Raw genomic sequence first — 15,258 nt, forward strand, 5'->3', positions numbered from 1 at the left:
AGGCCTGGTCAATGGTTTTTGGGAAACCGTTATCCGGTGCGTCCGCCGGGACGTCATCCCGGACGGGCTGGGGTAGAGTTATAGGCACGTAGGGGAGTATCCCAAGCGCTACGATCGTCAACACGCAGGGCACAGTTGCCCTGCCGGGCGTAGCGGGCCACCACATCAGCACCAAGTGCCACAGCAGCACGGGGAGCGCAGGCAGGCCGGAGAGACTTACACCATTTTGTGTACCCTGCGAAAGGCTGCCCTGTGCTCGACTTGCCCGTATGGTTCGAGGTTGGCTCATTTGCCGTCCTCGGCCTGATTCTCCTGATCGATCTCCTCTTGGTGGTGCGGCGGCCGCACGAACCGTCCATGAAGGAGGCGGGACTGTGGGTGGCCTTCTACGTCACGCTCGCCCTGGCCTTTGCCGGCGCCATGTTCGCTTTCACCGGCCCTGAATTCGGCAGCCAGTTCGTTGCCGGCTGGGTCACGGAGTACAGCCTCAGCATTGACAACCTGTTCGTGTTCATCATCATCCTGGCCAGGTTCTCCGTCCCGCGGAAATACCAGCAGGAAGTGCTGATGGTGGGCATCATCATCGCGCTCATCCTGCGCGGCATCTTCATCCTGCTGGGCGCCGTCGTCATCAACCAGTTCAGCTGGGTGTTCTATATCTTCGGCGCCTTCCTGCTCTGGACGGCTTGGAAGCAGGCCCAGGACGAAGGCGAAGAGGAAGAAGACCGCGAGAATCCGCTGATTGCCAAAATCCGCAAGGTCATCCCCATGTCGGAGAAGTTCGACGGCGGCAAGTTGCGGACCGTGGTCAACGGCAAGAAGGTTTTCACCCCCATGGTGATCGTCTTCATCACGATCGGCCTGACGGACCTGCTGTTCGCCGTGGACTCCATCCCGGCGATCTTCGGGCTGACCCAGAGTCCCTTCATTGTCTTCACCGCCAACCTCTTCGCCCTGATGGGCCTGCGGCAGCTGTACTTCCTGCTCGGCGGCCTGATGAACCGGCTGATCTACCTCAAGCACGCGCTGTCGGTCATCCTGGCGTTCATTGGCGTCAAGCTGGTCCTGCACGCCATGCACGTCAACGAGCTGCCGTTCATCAACGGTGGCCAGCACATCGAGTGGGCGCCGGAGATCCCCACCTTCGTCTCGCTCGCCGTCATTGTGGGCACCATCGTGATTGCCGTGGTCGCCAGCCTGCTCAGCTCCAAGGCCAAGGTTGCCGAAGTTGATCCCCGGCTTGAAGAAGACGCCCGGAAGAGCCACAGCGACGCCGAATAGGGCTGCGCCGCACGAAGCAATCCGGGTAGTCCCGGCCGCCCAGGCGGCCGGGACTACCCGCTTAAAACGTTGGTAGCAGCAACGGCTCAAACCCCCTGTAGGGCTCCCCGGGACAGGTCTATGCTCGAAACATGGCCCGCACACCCGTGAAGGATCAGGGCGTGCTCCAAGTGCAGCGGCGCACCGTTGTGCTTTTGAGCGCGGCCCAAGTGTTCGGCGGACTCGGGACGGGAGCAACCGTGTCCATCGGCTCCATCCTGGCCGTCGAACTTTCGGGGTCCAGTGCGTGGGCCGGGTCTGTTGCCACCGTGATGACGCTCGGGGCAGCGGCCGCAGCGCTGCCGCTGGCGTCACTGGCCGAACGGCGCGGCCGCCGCGTGGGCCAGGTGGCCGGCCTCTCCGCCGCGCTGGCGGGTGCGGTGCTCATGGTGCTGGCCGTTATTTCCGGGTCCTTCATCGTGCTGGTCCTGGGAGCAGCAGGGATCGGCGTGGGAACCGCAGCGAGCCTGCAGGCCAGGTTCGCCGCAGTCGATCTCGCTGCCGCCGGGCACCGCGGCCGGGCACTGTCCACCGTCGTCTGGGCAGTGACCGTTGGTGCCGTTGCCGGGCCGAATCTCATCCAGCCCGGCACGGCCGTTGGAGCGGCACTGGGCCTGCCGCCTATCGCAGGACCTTTCGTGATCTCCGTGGCCGGGCTCCTGATCGCCACCGTGCTCGTGTTCGCCGGCCTCCGCCCGGACCCGCTCCTGCTGGCACGCGAACTCGCTGCCGCAAACAGCAACAAGGATCAGCCCGCGGGCCATGAACCGCCGGCTCCGGCGGTTCATGCGCCGCACTCGGGCGCTCCCGGGCCTGGTGTCCCCGGGCAGGATGTCCACGCCGCGCCGCAGACCGTGGCAGGCTCCCTTGGCCGCGGACTGCAGGCCATCCGGAGTTCCCGGACGGCGCTGCTGGCCGTGACCGGAATCGTCGCCGCCCATGCCGTGATGGTGGGCGTGATGTCCATGACGCCGCTGCACCTTCAGCACTTGGTGGAGGGTCCCGGTCCGCATGCAGGGCATGCCGAAGGTGATGTGCTGGTCATCATCGGCTTCACCATTTCACTGCATATTGCCGGGATGTTCGCGCTCTCCCCGGTGATGGGCTGGCTGACGGACCGGGCAGGCCGGATCGAGACCATCATGATCGGTTTCTCGGTGCTGGTCGCAGCAGTCGCGATTGCAGGATTCGGGCAGTCCTCAACTGCCGCCGTGGCTGCCGGGCTCGTCCTGTTGGGCGTGGGGTGGTCGGCGGCCACCATCTCGGGGTCCACGCTGCTGGCGGACAGTGTCGGGCGGGATGCCAGGGTAGCGGTGCAGGGCGTCTCCGACATGCTGATGGGCGCTGCGGGAGCTTTGGGCGGCGCGTTGTCGGGACTGGTCCTGGGCTACGCCGGTTACTTGGGTCTGAACCTGCTGGGCGGAACCATTGGCGCGGCAGTCCTGGCCGCCGCCGTCGTCACCCGGACGTCGCACCGCCGGTCAGCGGCCGCCTGACCGCGCCATTCCCAGCAGGCGGGCGAAGATCCTTTCGCCGTCGTCGGCGATCCCGTCATGATGGAAATCGGCCGTCTCCCAGACCTGCAGGCCCTGCACTGCTGCCGCAGTGCGCAGGGAGAGGTCCCGGTCCACGTAGATGTCGTCGGAGTACACCGCAGCCGCAACGGGAACAGTGTTGGCGGCAAGCACGCTCAGGTCGTAAAGCGGCTGCCAGTCCTGCCTGCAAGCCAGCAGTTCCGCGACCTCGCGCAGGGGCTGGAGGGCCGGGTCCTGCTCGAAATACCACGGGTACACCATCTCGCCAGTCAGCAGCAGCGGCTCGGCGTCCGGCCTGAACCACGGGTTCTCGGCCAGCATCCGCCAGGCGGACCAATTCGTGGCCTGCCCCTGGCCATAGATGGATTCGTGCATCAGGGCGTACATCGGGTTGGAACGGCGGGACACGACGCCCTGGAGCTGGTCCAGGAACGTGTCCGAAAGCCTTGGCCCGCCGGCGGTCTCCACGAAGGCGTCCTCCAGCAGGTAGTGCAGGCTGTCCACCCGGGTGTTGCCGCCCAGGAATGCCCCCGCCATCTGGAACCGTTCCACGGTCAGCGGCACGCCGTCGGGCATCAACTCGGTTGTGGAGCGCAGGTGGCGGGCGATCCGTTCCACCGTCTTCCGGTCCTCCGGATACCAGCTGAAGTATTCCTCGTTCCGCGCCGCCACGCGCTGGTACGTGGCCCGGTACACGTCGTCCGCGCTGCCGGTGAGCGGTGCAAGGCCGCCGGTGATGAGGACTTCGCGCAGTCCCTCCGGCGCGAAGGACAGGTACGTCAGGGCACAAAAGCCGCCGTAGCTTTGGCCGTAGATGGTCCAGGGTTCGGAGCCAAGGGCCGTGCGGATCAGCTCCGCGTCCGCCACGATCGAGTCTGCCCTGAAATGCTCCAGGTAGGCGGCCTGCGCGGCTGCGGAGCCGCGGCCAGGCAGGGTGGTGCGGTCGAGGGGAGAGGAGAGTCCGGTGCCGCGCTGGTCCAGCATCAGGATCCGGAAGTCCTGCGCGGCTGCTTTGCTCCAGCCGCCCAGGGAACCCCATCTGTTCCCGCGTCCGCCGGGGCCGCCCTGCAGGAACAGGAGCCACGGCAGCCCGCTGGCCGCCTCCTCACTGTGTGCCGCGGAGACGTACTCGCGGGCGAAAACGGTGATGGTCTCGCCGGAGGGTTCCGAATGGTCCAGCGGGACGGTGAAGTAGTGCTCCACGGTGCGCATGCCGCGGAATTCGTGCCTTGCCCTTACCTCGTGCCGGACCGCCGCGGCCGGGACGCGCTGCACGTTAACCACGGGCGGGAGCCGGAAGGGAAGCTGCCCGGCCAAACAGGTCCAGCGCCTCGCCGGTAAGCCGGAAGGTGGACCAGCCGTCCATGGGGCGGGCACCGAGGCGGCGGTAGAAATTGATGGAGGGTTCGTTCCAGTCCAGGACGCTCCATTCCACCCGTGCGTAACCGTTCTCGACGGCGATTGCGGCAAGGTGCTGCAGCAGCGCTTTGCCGTGCCCGTCGCCGCGGGCTTCCGGGCTGACGTAGAGGTCCTCCAGGTAGATCCCGTGCACGCCCTCCCAGGTGGAGTAGTTCAGGAACCACAGTGCGAAGCCCTGCACGTCGCCTGCATCATCTTCGGCCATGGCGGCGAAGACGCGGGGGTTGTCGCCAAAGAGCGCCTGCGCCAGCAGTTCCGGGGTGTTCCGGACGGCGTCGGGTTCCTTCTCGTAATGCGCCAGTTCATGGATCATCCGGAGGATGGCGGGGACGTCGTGCCGGGTTGCGGGGCGGATTACACTCATGGTTCGAGCTTACCGCCGGCACCGGCAAGGCCCCGGCAGGCCGCTGGAGAGCGCCCGGGAACGCAGGCGGCCGGCGTCAGAGGCGGTTTACCTCCGTGACCCTGACCATGGCCGTTCCGGTCGCATCCGACTCTGCCAGGTCCACCTCCGCCGAGATCCCCCAGTCGTGGTTGCCCGCCGGATCGTCGAAGATCTGGCGGACCTTCCAGGTCCCCGGTTCCTCGGTGATCATCAGCAGGGCGGGGCCGCGCGCATCGGGACCCGTCCCGATGTCGTCGTGTTCGTCGAAGTAGTCGTCCAGTGCGTCCTCCCAGCGTTCGGCACCCCAGCCGGAGCCGCCGTCGAGCTCTCCCAAAGCCGCGGAATCCTCATCGGCGAACAACTCCACCCGGCGGAACATTTCGTTGCGCACCATCACCCGGAACGCGCGGATGTTGGACGTGAGCGACGGCGGCGGGGGCGGCGGTGCGTCGTGCGGCGTAGGGGCCGCGCCGGAAGCCAGCTCCTCCCACTCATCCAGGAGGCTGGAGTCCACCTGCCGCACCAGCTCGCCCAGCCACGCGACGAGGTCTTCAAGGTCCTCCCGGAGCATGTCCTGCGGGACGGTCTGGCGCAGCGCCTTGAAGGCGTCGGCGAGGTACCGCAGCACAATCCCTTCGGACCGGGCCAGGCCGTAGAACTGGACGAATTCGCCGAAGTTCATGGCCCGTTCGTACATGTCGCGGACTATCGACTTGGGCGCGAGCTCAAAGTCTCCCACCCATGGCGCGGCCTTCCGGTACACCTCGAACGCTTCACCCAGGATCTCCGCAAGCGGCTGGGGATAGGTCACCTCATCCAGCATGGCCATCCGCTGGTCGTAGTCGATGCCGTCGGCCTTCATGGCGGCCACCGCTTCGCCGCGGGCCTTCTTCTGCTGCGCGGAGAGAATCTGGCGGGGCTTCTCCAGGGTCGCCTCGATCACGGACACCACATCCAGGGCGTACGACGGCGACTCCGGGTCAAGGAGGTCCAGCGCAGCAAGCGCGAAGGGGGAGAGCGGCTGGTTCAGGGCGAAGTTTGGCTGCAGGTGCACGGTCAGCCGGACAGTGCGGCCATCGGGGCCCTGTTCCTCCGGCGGAATCCGCTCGATCACCTCGGCGGCCAGCAGTTCCCGGTAGATCCCCAGCGCCTTCTTCATCAGCCGCAGCTGCGAGGGGCGTGGCTCATGGTTCTCGGTCAACAGCCGCCTGGCCGCCGCGAACGGATCCCCGGGCCTTTCCATCAGGTTCATCAGCATGGCGTGCGTCACCGTGAAACTCGACGTCAACGGATCCGGCACAGACTCCACGAGCCGCTTGAACGTCGGCTCGCCCCAGGAGACGAACCCCTCGGGCGGTTTCTTTTTCACCACCTGGCGCAGCTTCTTTTGGTCGTCTCCGAACTTGGCCGTGGCCTTGGCCATCGCCTTCACGTTCTCGATCACGTGCTCGGGAGCCTGCACCACCACCGTCCCGGCGGTGTCATAACCCGCCCGGCCTGCCCGGCCCGCAATCTGGTGGAACTCACGCGAATTAAGCAGCCGGGTGCGGACGCCGTCGTACTTGCTCAGGGCCGTGAGCAGCACCGTCCGGATGGGCACGTTGATGCCCACGCCCAGCGTGTCCGTGCCGCAAATAACCTTCAGCAGCCCCGCCTGGGCCAGCTGCTCCACCAGCCGGCGGTACTTTGGCAGCATGCCGGCATGGTGCACGCCGATTCCGTGGCGCACCAGCCTGTTCAGCGTCTTCCCAAACCCTGCGGCGAACCGGAAGTTGGCGATCAGCTCCGCGATCTTGTCCTTTTCCTCCCGGGTGCACACGTTGATGCTCATCAGGTTCTGGGCGCGGTCAATCGCTTCGAGCTGGCTAAAGTGCACCACGTAGACAGGCACCTGCCGGGTGGACAGCAGTTCCTCCAGGGTCTCGTGGACGGGAGTCTGGTGGTAGTAGTAATGCAGCGGAATGGGACGCTCCGCCGAGCTCACCGTGGTGGTGGCGCGGCCGGTCAGCGCGGTCAGTCCCTCCTCGAACCTGGTGACGTCGCCAAGCGTGGCGGACATCAGCAGGAACTGGGCCTGCGGAAGCTCAAGGAGGGGCACCTGCCAGGCCCAGCCGCGCTGCGGATCGGAGTAGAAGTGGAACTCGTCCATGATCACGGCACCGAGCTCCGCCGCCGGGCCCTCCCGCAGCGCGATGTTGGCCAGGATTTCCGCCGTGCAGCAGATGATGGGCGCGTCCTGGTTCACCCCGGAGTCACCGGTGATCATGCCCACGTTCTCGGCGCCGAAAATATCGCAAAGTGCGAAGAATTTCTCGGACACCAGGGCTTTGATAGGGGCGGTGTAGTAGCTGCGCCGGCCCTGGGCCATGGCTTGGAAGTGCGCGGCGATGGCCACCAGCGATTTACCCGAGCCTGTGGGCGTCGCCAGGATGACGTTGGCGCCAGTTGCCAGCTCCATGATGGCCTCATCCTGCGCCGGGTACAGCGACAGGCCCCGGCTTTCCGTCCACTCCACAAACCGCGTGTAAAGGGCGTCGGGATCGACGGCGGCGGCCGGGTTGGGAGTGGACAGATCGGTCAGCTGGTCAACGAGTTTCATTGAGTTCAACCTTAGTGCCACGTTGCGGAGGGACCAGGCGTACCTGCCGGGTTAGGCTACGGCTTGCCCGTGTGCGCGTCAGAACCTGGAGATATTCATGAAATGGGACCCCGCAAAGTACGTCGAGTTTGACGACTACCGGAACAGGCCGTTCTTCGACCTCACGGCAAGGATCCACGCGGAGGGGCCCGCACAGGTGGTGGACCTTGGCTGCGGGCCCGGGAACCTTACGGCAACGCTGGCCGAGCGCTGGCCGGGCGCCCAGGTGGTGGGCCTGGACTCTTCCGCGGAGATGCTGGCAAAGGCCGCCCCGCTGGCGGCGAAGATTCCTGCCCTGACATTTCAGCAGGCGGACATTGTGGACTGGATGCCGGCCCCCGCGACGGACGTCGTGGTGAGCAATGCGGCCTTGCAGTGGGTCCCGGGGCACCAAGACCTGATGCGGAAGTGGCTCGACGCCCTCCGGCCCGGCGCCTGGTTTGCCATGCAGGTGCCCGGGAACTTCGACGCCCCTTCGCACGCCCTGATGCGGGAACTCGCAGCCTCGGACAACTGGGCGTCCAAGCTGGACGGGGTGCTGCGGGGCGGGGAAACGGTGGGGGAGCCCGAAGACTACCTGGGCGTCCTGCTCGACGCCGGTTTCGCGGCTGACGCGTGGGAAACCAGCTACCAGCAGTTGCTCCACGGCCAGGACCCGGTGCTGGAGTGGGTCAGGGGCACGGCGCTCCGGCCGGTCATGGCCGCCCTTCACGAAGATGACGCCAAGCGCTTCGAATCCGAGTATGCCGCCGCCCTGCGGGACGCCTACCCCCAGGGCGTCCACGGCACCGTCTTCCCGTTCCGCCGGATCTTCGCAGTGGGCCGCAAGGATGTCGACGGATAGTTTTCACCTCCGTCACATGCCGTGACAAAAATGAAAAGTGATGTGGCTTACAATGGCGTCTGTGGTTTAGGGGTCAAGCCGCTGGCCCCCCTTTTCGGCCGAACGCACATACAGGGGGTATTTTGCTGGTCGGACTCATGAAGCGGCAGCTTGCAGGCCAATACGCGCACGTCGGAGCGATCGTCCTCCTCCAGTTGGTCCAGGCGGCGGCGAACCTGCTGCTGCCCACGGTCAACGCGGCCATCATCGATGACGGCATCGTCGCCGGGAACCCGGAGGTGATCTCGCGGCTCGGGGTGCTCATGGCCGTGATCGCGGTGGTGCAGGCCGCCTCCGCCATCGCCGCGGGTTACCTGGGAGCGGTGGTGGCCATGAGGATCGGGCACCGCCTGCGGGCGGAGGTTTTCACCAGGATCCAGTCGCTGTCCACGCAGGATGTGGCCCTGTTTGGAACCCAAAGCCTGACCACCCGTGCAACCAACGATGTCCAGCAGGTCCAGGCCTTTGCCGTGCTGGTCTTCACCATGCTCTTTGCCGGCCCGGCCATGGGCATCGGTGGGATCGTGCTTGCCGTGCAGCAGGACGTGGCGCTGTCAGTGGTGGTGATCGGCATCGTGCCCCTGCTCCTGCTGATCATGTACCTGATCGTCCGCCGGTTGATTCCGCTCTACCGGGAAGGCCAGGACCTGCTGGACCGGTCCGGTGGCATCCTCCGCGAGCAGATCATTGGTGTGGATGTCATCCGTGCCTTTGTCCGGCAGGGCCACGAAGTGCGTCGGTTCGCGGAGACCAATGCGGGCCTGACGGCCAACAACCTGCAGTCGGCGCTCCTGGTGGCCGGGATGCTGCCGATGATCATGCTGGTGGTCAACATCAGTTCCGTCGCGGTCGTCTGGTTCGGCGGCCACCGCATCCAGGCAGGACTGATGAATCTCGGCGCGCTTACTGCGTTCATCGCCTACATCATGCAGATCCTGCTCGCCATCATGATGTCCATGTACGTCCTCATGACGGCGCCCCGCGCCGCCGTCTGCGCTGAACGGATCCAGGCGGTCCTCGACACCGAGCCGTCCGTCAGCAGCGAAGCGCAGCCGCACGCGCGGCTGGACCACCCCCGTTTCGACCCGGCCCAGCCGGCGGTGCTGACGTTCCAGGACGTGGGCTTTTCCTATCCGGGTGCAGAAGCCCCCGTGCTGGCCGGCATCAGTTTTACCGCTGCTCCCGGTACCACCACCGCGATCGTCGGCTCCACCGGCAGCGGCAAGACCACCCTGCTGAACCTGGTTCCGCGTTTCCTTGACCCCACGGAAGGCCGGATTATGCTGGCCGGCCACGACATCCGGAACCTGCCCCTGGACCAGCTCCGGGCCGCCATGGCCATCGTGCCCCAGCATTCCCACCTGTTCACCGGCACCATCGCCGACAACCTGAGGATGGGCGCCCCCGACGCCACAGACGAGGAACTTTGGGCCACTTTGGAGGCAGCACAGACCATGCGCTTCATGCGTGACCTCCCGCTGGGGCTCGCCACCCCTGTCGGCCAGGGCGGCGCCAGCCTGTCGGGCGGGCAGCGGCAAAGGCTGTGCATTGCCCGGGCCCTGTTGCGCAAAGCGCCCCTTTACCTCTTCGATGACAGCTTTTCGGCCCTGGACTACGACACGGACACCCGGCTGCGGCAGGCCCTGGACCAGCAGCTCGCCGCGGCAACGACCATCCTGGTTGCCGAGCGCATTTCCGCCGTGGAGGACGCGGACCTCATTTTGGTGCTCGACGACGGCGGGCTCGTTGCGCAGGGGACGCACCAGGAGCTGCTGGAAACCTCAGCCACCTACCGGGAAATTGCCGAGTCGCAGCTCGCGTTGGACGGCATGCTGTGACGGGCGGGGAGGAAGCCGGGGAAGCGGGGCAGGGGTTCTGGCCGACTGCCGGCAGGCTCCTTGGCCTCCTGCGCCCCTTCCGGCTGCGGATGCTGGGAGCCGTCGCGGCTACCTGCGCGTTCGCGGGCCTCAACGTTGCCGCCCCAAAGTACCTGGGTGATGCCACCGACATGGTGGTGGAGGGCATCTTCGAAGGCTCCCTGGACCAGGGCCTGGGAATCCTGCTGGCGGCCGTGGCCATGATGTACGTTTTCGCCTCCCTGTTCAACTGGGTGCAGGGCGCACTGACAGCCCACGCCGTGCAAGGGCTCATGTACGGCCTGCGTGCCTCGGTCGAGGACAAACTCCACCGCCTTCCCTCCACCTACTTCCGCGAACGCTCCCGGGGTGACGTCCTGAGCAGGGCCACCAACGACATCGACAACATTGCGCAGGCCCTCAACCAGGTCCTGACCCAGCTGATCGTGTCGGTGCTGATGCTGTTCGGTTCGCTGGCCATGATGCTGTGGATCTCGCCGCTGCTTGCAGCCATTGCCGTTGCCACCGTTCCCATTTCCACCTGGATTACGTTCCTGGTGGCCAGGCGGTCGCAGGAGCACTTCGCCACGCAATGGAAGGAGACCGGCGAACTTAACGCCCACGTGGAGGAATTCATCAGCGGGCACGAGGTCATCAAGGCTTTCGGCCGGCAGGGACACGCGGTGCAGGTCTTCAGCCGGAGCAACGGCCGCCTGGCACGGGCGGCTGCCAAAGCGCAGTACTCGGCGGGCGTGGTCCAGCCGTTGATGGTGCTGATGTCCAACCTCAACTACGTAGCAGTTGCGGTGGTGGGAGCCCTGCAGGTCATCGCGGGAGCCATGACCATCGGGGGCGTCCAGGCCTTCGTCCAGTTCAGCCGCTTGTTCACCCAGCCGGTGGGCCAGATCGGGGGGCTCCTCAACGTCATGCAGTCCTGTGCGGCATCCGCGGGCAGGGTATTCGTGCTCCTGGACGCACATGAGGATCTGCCGGAGCCTGACCTGCACGAGCAGGACCCTCCTGCTCGGGACGGGCTCGTGCCCGGCGCCCCGGCCGCGGGCCCCATCGTTTTCCAGGACGTCACGTTCGGGTACCCCGGATCCGTCCCCGCGGTCCGTAACCTCACCTTCACCGCGGAGCCGGGGCAGTCGGTGGCAATCGTGGGGCATACAGGTGCGGGCAAGAGCACTGTGGTGAACCTGCTGATGCGGTTCCTGGAGCCCACATCCGGCCGGATCACCATGGGCGGAACGGACATCGCGGACATCCCCCGTGACCACCTTCGTGCCCGGTTTGCCGTGGTGCTGCAGGATTCCTGGCTTTTCGGGGGCACCATCCGCGACAACATCGCCTACGGCCGGCCCGACGCTCCGGAAGCCGCCATTGTCGCCGCCGCAGAGGCCACCCATGCCGACCACTTCATCAGGTCCCTGCCGCACGGCTACGACACTGTTTTGGAAAACGGCGGGGAGCCGCTCAGCCAGGGCCAGCGGCAGCTTCTCACGATCGCCAGGGCCCAGCTCGCCGGGCGCTCCGTACTTGTCCTGGATGAAGCAACCAGTTCGGTGGACTCCAGGACTGAGCTGCTTATCCGACAGGGGATGCAGCGGCTGCGCCGCGGGCGGACAAGTTTCGTGATCGCCCACCGTTTGTCCACCATCCGTAACGCTGATCTAATTCTCGTCATGGACCACGGACGCATCGTCGAGCAAGGCACGCATGGAAGCCTCCTTGCAGCGAACAGCTATTACGCCAGGCTGTACAACGCCCAGTTTGCAGAACGGGACGGCAAGGCCGGCGTCCTGGAGGGCGGCCTGTGAAGGCCGCTCCCGACTTCCCGGGGTCCTGGCGGCCCAACCAGGCCAGCAGCGTGGCGCTCTTCGAGCAGCTTCGGCTGCAGGTCATCCATCTGGCGGACAGTGGTGCACTGGCGCCCGGCACCAGGCTCCCCGCGGTACGGGCCCTCGCGGAACAACTCGACGTCGCCCCGCACACCGTGGCCAGGGCCTACAAGGAGCTGGAGGCGGCCGGCGTCGTTGCCACCCGGGGACGCAACGGGACCGTGGTTTGTGCGCGCGATGAGCGGCTGGGAGACCTCTCCGACGCCGCGGCCGCATATGCCGCCGTCGCAAAATCCCAGGGCGCCAGCTTCGCCGAAGCGGTGAAGCTGCTGGCCGCCGCTTACGATGTTCCCTGAGGGCGGAACGGTCAGTGTTCGAAAAAGTTTTCGATTAGCATTATGGGGTGCCTAAAGCCTTAGCTGAAGAAACCCCTGCCCCCTCCGCTTCCCTCGCCGTCCCCTCCGCTGCGGCCCTGGAGCGCCCGGACCTCTCCCGCCTCGTGGTGAAGGGTGCGCGGGAGCACAACCTGCGCAACGTGGACCTCGACCTGCCGCGGGACGCCATGATCGTCTTCACCGGACTCTCCGGATCCGGCAAGTCTTCCCTGGCGTTTGACACCATCTTCGCCGAGGGCCAGCGGCGCTACGTCGAATCACTCTCCGCCTACGCGCGCCAGTTCCTGGGCCAAGTGGACAAGCCCGATGTTGATTTCATCGAAGGCCTCTCCCCGGCGGTTTCCATTGACCAGAAATCCACCAGCAAGAACCCGCGCTCCACGGTGGGCACCATCACCGAGATCTACGACTATATGCGCCTCCTTTGGGCACGCGTCGGCCGCCCGCACTGCCCTGTTTGCGGTGAACCGGTGTCCAAGCAAACCCCGCAGCAGATTGTCGACCAGCTCCTGGAACTCGACGAAGGCACCCGGTTCCAGGTCCTGGCCCCCGTGGTCCGCGGACGCAAGGGCGAGTTCGTCGACCTCTTCAAGGACCTCAGCGCCAAGGGCTACTCGCGGGCACGGGTGGACGGCGACCTGGTCCAGCTGAGCGATCCGCCCAAGCTTGGCAAGCAGTTCAAGCACACCATTGAGGTGGTGGTGGACCGCCTGGTGGTCAAGGAAGGGATCAGCCAGCGGCTGACCGACTCCATCGAGACCGCCCTGGGACTGGCCGAGGGACGTGTCCTGGCGGAGTTCGTCGACGTTGATGCGGACGCCCCCGAACGGATCCGGGCGTTCTCGGAAAACCTGGCGTGCCCCAACGAGCACCCCCTCGCCATCGACGAGATCGAGCCCCGCTCCTTCTCCTTCAACAACCCCTTCGGCGCCTGCGCGGCCTGCAGCGGCATCGGTACCCGGCTTGAGGTGGATGAGGAACTCATCGTTCCCAACCCGGAACTGTCCCTGTCCGAGGGCGCCATCGCGCCGTGGTCCATGGGAACGGCCACCACCGAGTACTGGAACCGGCTGCTGGAGGGCCTGGCCAAGGAAGTGGGCTTCTCCATGACCACGCCGTGGGAGAAGCTGGGCAAGGACGTGCGCCAGACCGTCCTGCACGGCAAGGACCACAAAGTGGTGGTGCAGTACCGCAACCGCTTTGGCCGTGAACGCAAGTACAGCACCGGGTTCGAAGGTGCCATCCAGTACGTCCACCGCAAGCACGGCGAGACCGATTCCGACTGGGCGCGCGACCGCTACGAGGAGTACATGCGGCAGGTTCCGTGCCCCGCATGCAACGGAGCCCGACTCAACCCCGCCTCCCTGTCCGTCCTCATCAACGGCAAGTCCATCGCCGAGGTAGCCGCCCTCCCCATGCGGGAATGTGCCGAATTCCTGAACAACCTGGTGCTGACCGGGCGCGAAGCCCAGATCGCCCACCAGGTCCTCAAGGAGATCCAGGCCCGGCTGACCTTCCTCCTGGATGTCGGGCTGGAGTACCTCAACCTGGAACGGCCCTCGGCCACCCTGTCCGGCGGCGAAGCCCAGCGCATCCGGCTGGCCACCCAGATCGGGTCCGGCCTGGTGGGTGTCCTCTACGTCCTCGATGAACCCTCCATCGGCCTCCACCAGCGCGACAACCGCCGGCTGATCGAAACCCTCACCCGGCTCCGCGACATGGGTAACACCCTGATTGTCGTGGAGCACGACGAAGATACCATCCACGTGGCCGACTGGATCGTGGACATTGGGCCCGGTGCCGGCGAGCACGGCGGCCAGGTGGTCCACTCCGGCACCTACAAGGAACTGCTGGCCAATACGGAATCCCTGACCGGTGACTATTTGTCCGGCCGCAAGGCCATCGAAGTGCCCAAGAAGCGCCGCAAGTACGACAAGAAGCGCGAGATCAAGGTAGTGGGCGCGCGGGAGAACAACCTCGTGAACGTCGATGCTGCCTTCCCCCTGGGCCTCTTCACCGCGGTGACCGGAGTGAGTGGCTCGGGGAAGTCCACGCTGGTGAACGAAATCCTCTACAAAGTCCTGGCGAACAAGCTCAACGGCGCCAAGCAGGTGGCCGGGCGGCACAAGACGGTCCAGGGCCTGGAGCACCTGGACAAGGTAGTGCACGTCGACCAGAGCCCCATCGGGCGTACCCCCCGGTCCAATCCGGCCACGTACACCGGCGTCTTCGACAACATCCGCAAGCTCTTCGCGGAAACCACCGAAGCCAAGGTGCGCGGCTACCTGCCCGGCCGTTTCTCCTTCAACGTCAAGGGCGGCCGCTGCGAGGCGTGCTCGGGTGACGGCACGCTGAAGATCGAGATGAACTTCCTGCCTGACGTTTACGTCCCCTGCGAGGTGTGCCACGGGGCCCGCTACAACCGGGAAACCCTGGAGGTGCACTACAAGGGCAAAACCATCGCGGATGTCCTCAACATGCCCATCGAAGAGGCCGCCGAATTCTTTGCGGCGTTCTCACCCATCGCACGTCACCTGAACACCCTGGTGGACGTAGGACTGGGCTACGTGCGGCTGGGCCAGCCGGCCACCACGCTGTCCGGCGGCGAAGCGCAACGGGTCAAGCTCGCTGCGGAACTGCAGAAGCGCTCCAACGGGCGCAGCATCTATGTCCTGGACGAGCCCACCACGGGCCTGCACTTCGAAGACATCCGCAAGCTGCTCATGGTCCTGCAGGGACTGGTGGACAAGGGCAACACGGTGATCACCATCGAGCACAACCTGGACGTCATCAAGAGTGCAGACTGGCTGGTGGACCTGGGGCCTGACGGCGGTTCCGGCGGGGGCCAGATTGTGGCTGCGGGAACGCCGGAGCAGGTGGCGAAGTCCAGGACCAGCCATACCGGGAAATTCCTCGCCGAAATACTCGGCTGAGCGAGGGAATTACAAGCGAAGTATTCCTCGCAGGGAATGCGAGTTTCAGGCAG

10 protein-coding genes are annotated in these 15,258 nt (G+C 65.9%); 7 read left to right on the top strand and 3 right to left on the bottom strand.

Annotation, left to right across the window (positions count from 1 at the left end; all coding sequences use genetic code 11):
* Positions 1 to 252 precede the first annotated feature (252 nt).
* Together LFT46_RS09785 and LFT46_RS09790 are read left to right on the top strand one after the other, a co-directional pair.
* Positions 253 to 1,281 carry a TerC family protein gene (locus tag LFT46_RS09785; protein WP_236821932.1) on the top strand — a complete coding sequence of 343 codons (1,029 nt, stop codon included), beginning with the start codon at positions 253 to 255 and terminating at the stop codon, positions 1,279 to 1,281.
* Positions 1,282 to 1,412: 131 nt separating this feature from the next.
* Entirely contained in the window at positions 1,413 to 2,816 is a 1,404-nt protein-coding gene (locus LFT46_RS09790; protein WP_236802592.1) for an MFS transporter, read from the top strand.
* Here LFT46_RS09790 and LFT46_RS09795 read toward each other — a convergent pair.
* From LFT46_RS09795 to LFT46_RS09805, 3 genes are all read right to left on the bottom strand, one after another.
* The gene (locus LFT46_RS09795) at positions 2,802 to 4,067 is read right to left on the bottom strand and encodes an alpha/beta fold hydrolase (RefSeq protein WP_236802852.1); all 1,266 of its coding nucleotides are present in this window, start codon (positions 4,065 to 4,067) and stop codon (positions 2,802 to 2,804) included. The two genes, LFT46_RS09790 and LFT46_RS09795, sit on opposite strands and share 15 nt — an antisense overlap.
* A 64-nt stretch (positions 4,068 to 4,131) precedes the next feature.
* On the bottom strand, positions 4,132 to 4,638 hold the full coding sequence (locus LFT46_RS09800; RefSeq protein ID WP_236802594.1) for a GNAT family N-acetyltransferase: 507 nt from the start codon (positions 4,636 to 4,638) through the stop codon (positions 4,132 to 4,134).
* Between the two features lie 76 nt (positions 4,639 to 4,714).
* Positions 4,715 to 7,258 carry a DEAD/DEAH box helicase gene (locus LFT46_RS09805; protein WP_236821933.1) on the bottom strand — a complete coding sequence of 848 codons (2,544 nt, stop codon included), beginning with the start codon at positions 7,256 to 7,258 and terminating at the stop codon, positions 4,715 to 4,717.
* A gap of 97 nt (positions 7,259 to 7,355) precedes the next feature.
* Between LFT46_RS09805 and LFT46_RS09810 the strand changes: the two genes are divergently transcribed.
* From LFT46_RS09810 to uvrA, 5 genes are all read left to right on the top strand, one after another.
* A complete protein-coding gene (locus tag LFT46_RS09810) occupies positions 7,356 to 8,141 on the top strand; it encodes a trans-aconitate 2-methyltransferase (RefSeq protein WP_236802598.1) in 786 nt (261 codons plus the stop codon).
* 137 nt (positions 8,142 to 8,278) lie between these two features.
* Positions 8,279 to 10,018: an ABC transporter ATP-binding protein gene (locus LFT46_RS09815; RefSeq protein ID WP_236821934.1), complete on the top strand. Its 1,740-nt coding sequence runs from the start codon at positions 8,279 to 8,281 to the stop codon at positions 10,016 to 10,018.
* Positions 10,015 to 11,856: an ABC transporter ATP-binding protein gene (locus tag LFT46_RS09820; RefSeq protein ID WP_442863684.1), complete on the top strand. Its 1,842-nt coding sequence runs from the start codon at positions 10,015 to 10,017 to the stop codon at positions 11,854 to 11,856. The genes LFT46_RS09815 and LFT46_RS09820 overlap by 4 nt, the downstream gene beginning before the upstream one ends.
* Positions 11,853 to 12,233: a GntR family transcriptional regulator gene (locus tag LFT46_RS09825; RefSeq protein WP_236802602.1), complete on the top strand. Its 381-nt coding sequence runs from the start codon at positions 11,853 to 11,855 to the stop codon at positions 12,231 to 12,233. The genes LFT46_RS09820 and LFT46_RS09825 overlap by 4 nt, the downstream gene beginning before the upstream one ends.
* A 47-nt stretch (positions 12,234 to 12,280) precedes the next feature.
* Positions 12,281 to 15,205 carry an excinuclease ABC subunit UvrA gene (uvrA, locus tag LFT46_RS09830; protein ID WP_236821935.1) on the top strand — a complete coding sequence of 975 codons (2,925 nt, stop codon included), beginning with the start codon at positions 12,281 to 12,283 and terminating at the stop codon, positions 15,203 to 15,205.
* The last annotated feature ends 53 nt before the right edge of the window (positions 15,206 to 15,258 follow it).

The organism is Arthrobacter sp. FW306-07-I, from assembly GCF_021800405.1.
Lineage (GTDB): Bacteria > Actinomycetota > Actinomycetes > Actinomycetales > Micrococcaceae > Arthrobacter.

Coding starts and splice junctions, on each gene's coding strand:
- LFT46_RS09790 (WP_236802592.1), top strand. CDS start 1,413: ATGGCCCGCACACCCGTGAAGGATCAGGGCGTGCTCCAAGTGCAGCGG.
- LFT46_RS09805 (WP_236821933.1), bottom strand. CDS start 7,258: ATGAAACTCGTTGACCAGCTGACCGATCTGTCCACTCCCAACCCGGCC.
- LFT46_RS09795 (WP_236802852.1), bottom strand. CDS start 4,067: ATGCGCACCGTGGAGCACTACTTCACCGTCCCGCTGGACCATTCGGAA.
- LFT46_RS09810 (WP_236802598.1), top strand. CDS start 7,356: ATGAAATGGGACCCCGCAAAGTACGTCGAGTTTGACGACTACCGGAAC.
- LFT46_RS09800 (WP_236802594.1), bottom strand. CDS start 4,638: ATGAGTGTAATCCGCCCCGCAACCCGGCACGACGTCCCCGCCATCCTC.
- LFT46_RS09815 (WP_236821934.1), top strand. CDS start 8,279: ATGAAGCGGCAGCTTGCAGGCCAATACGCGCACGTCGGAGCGATCGTC.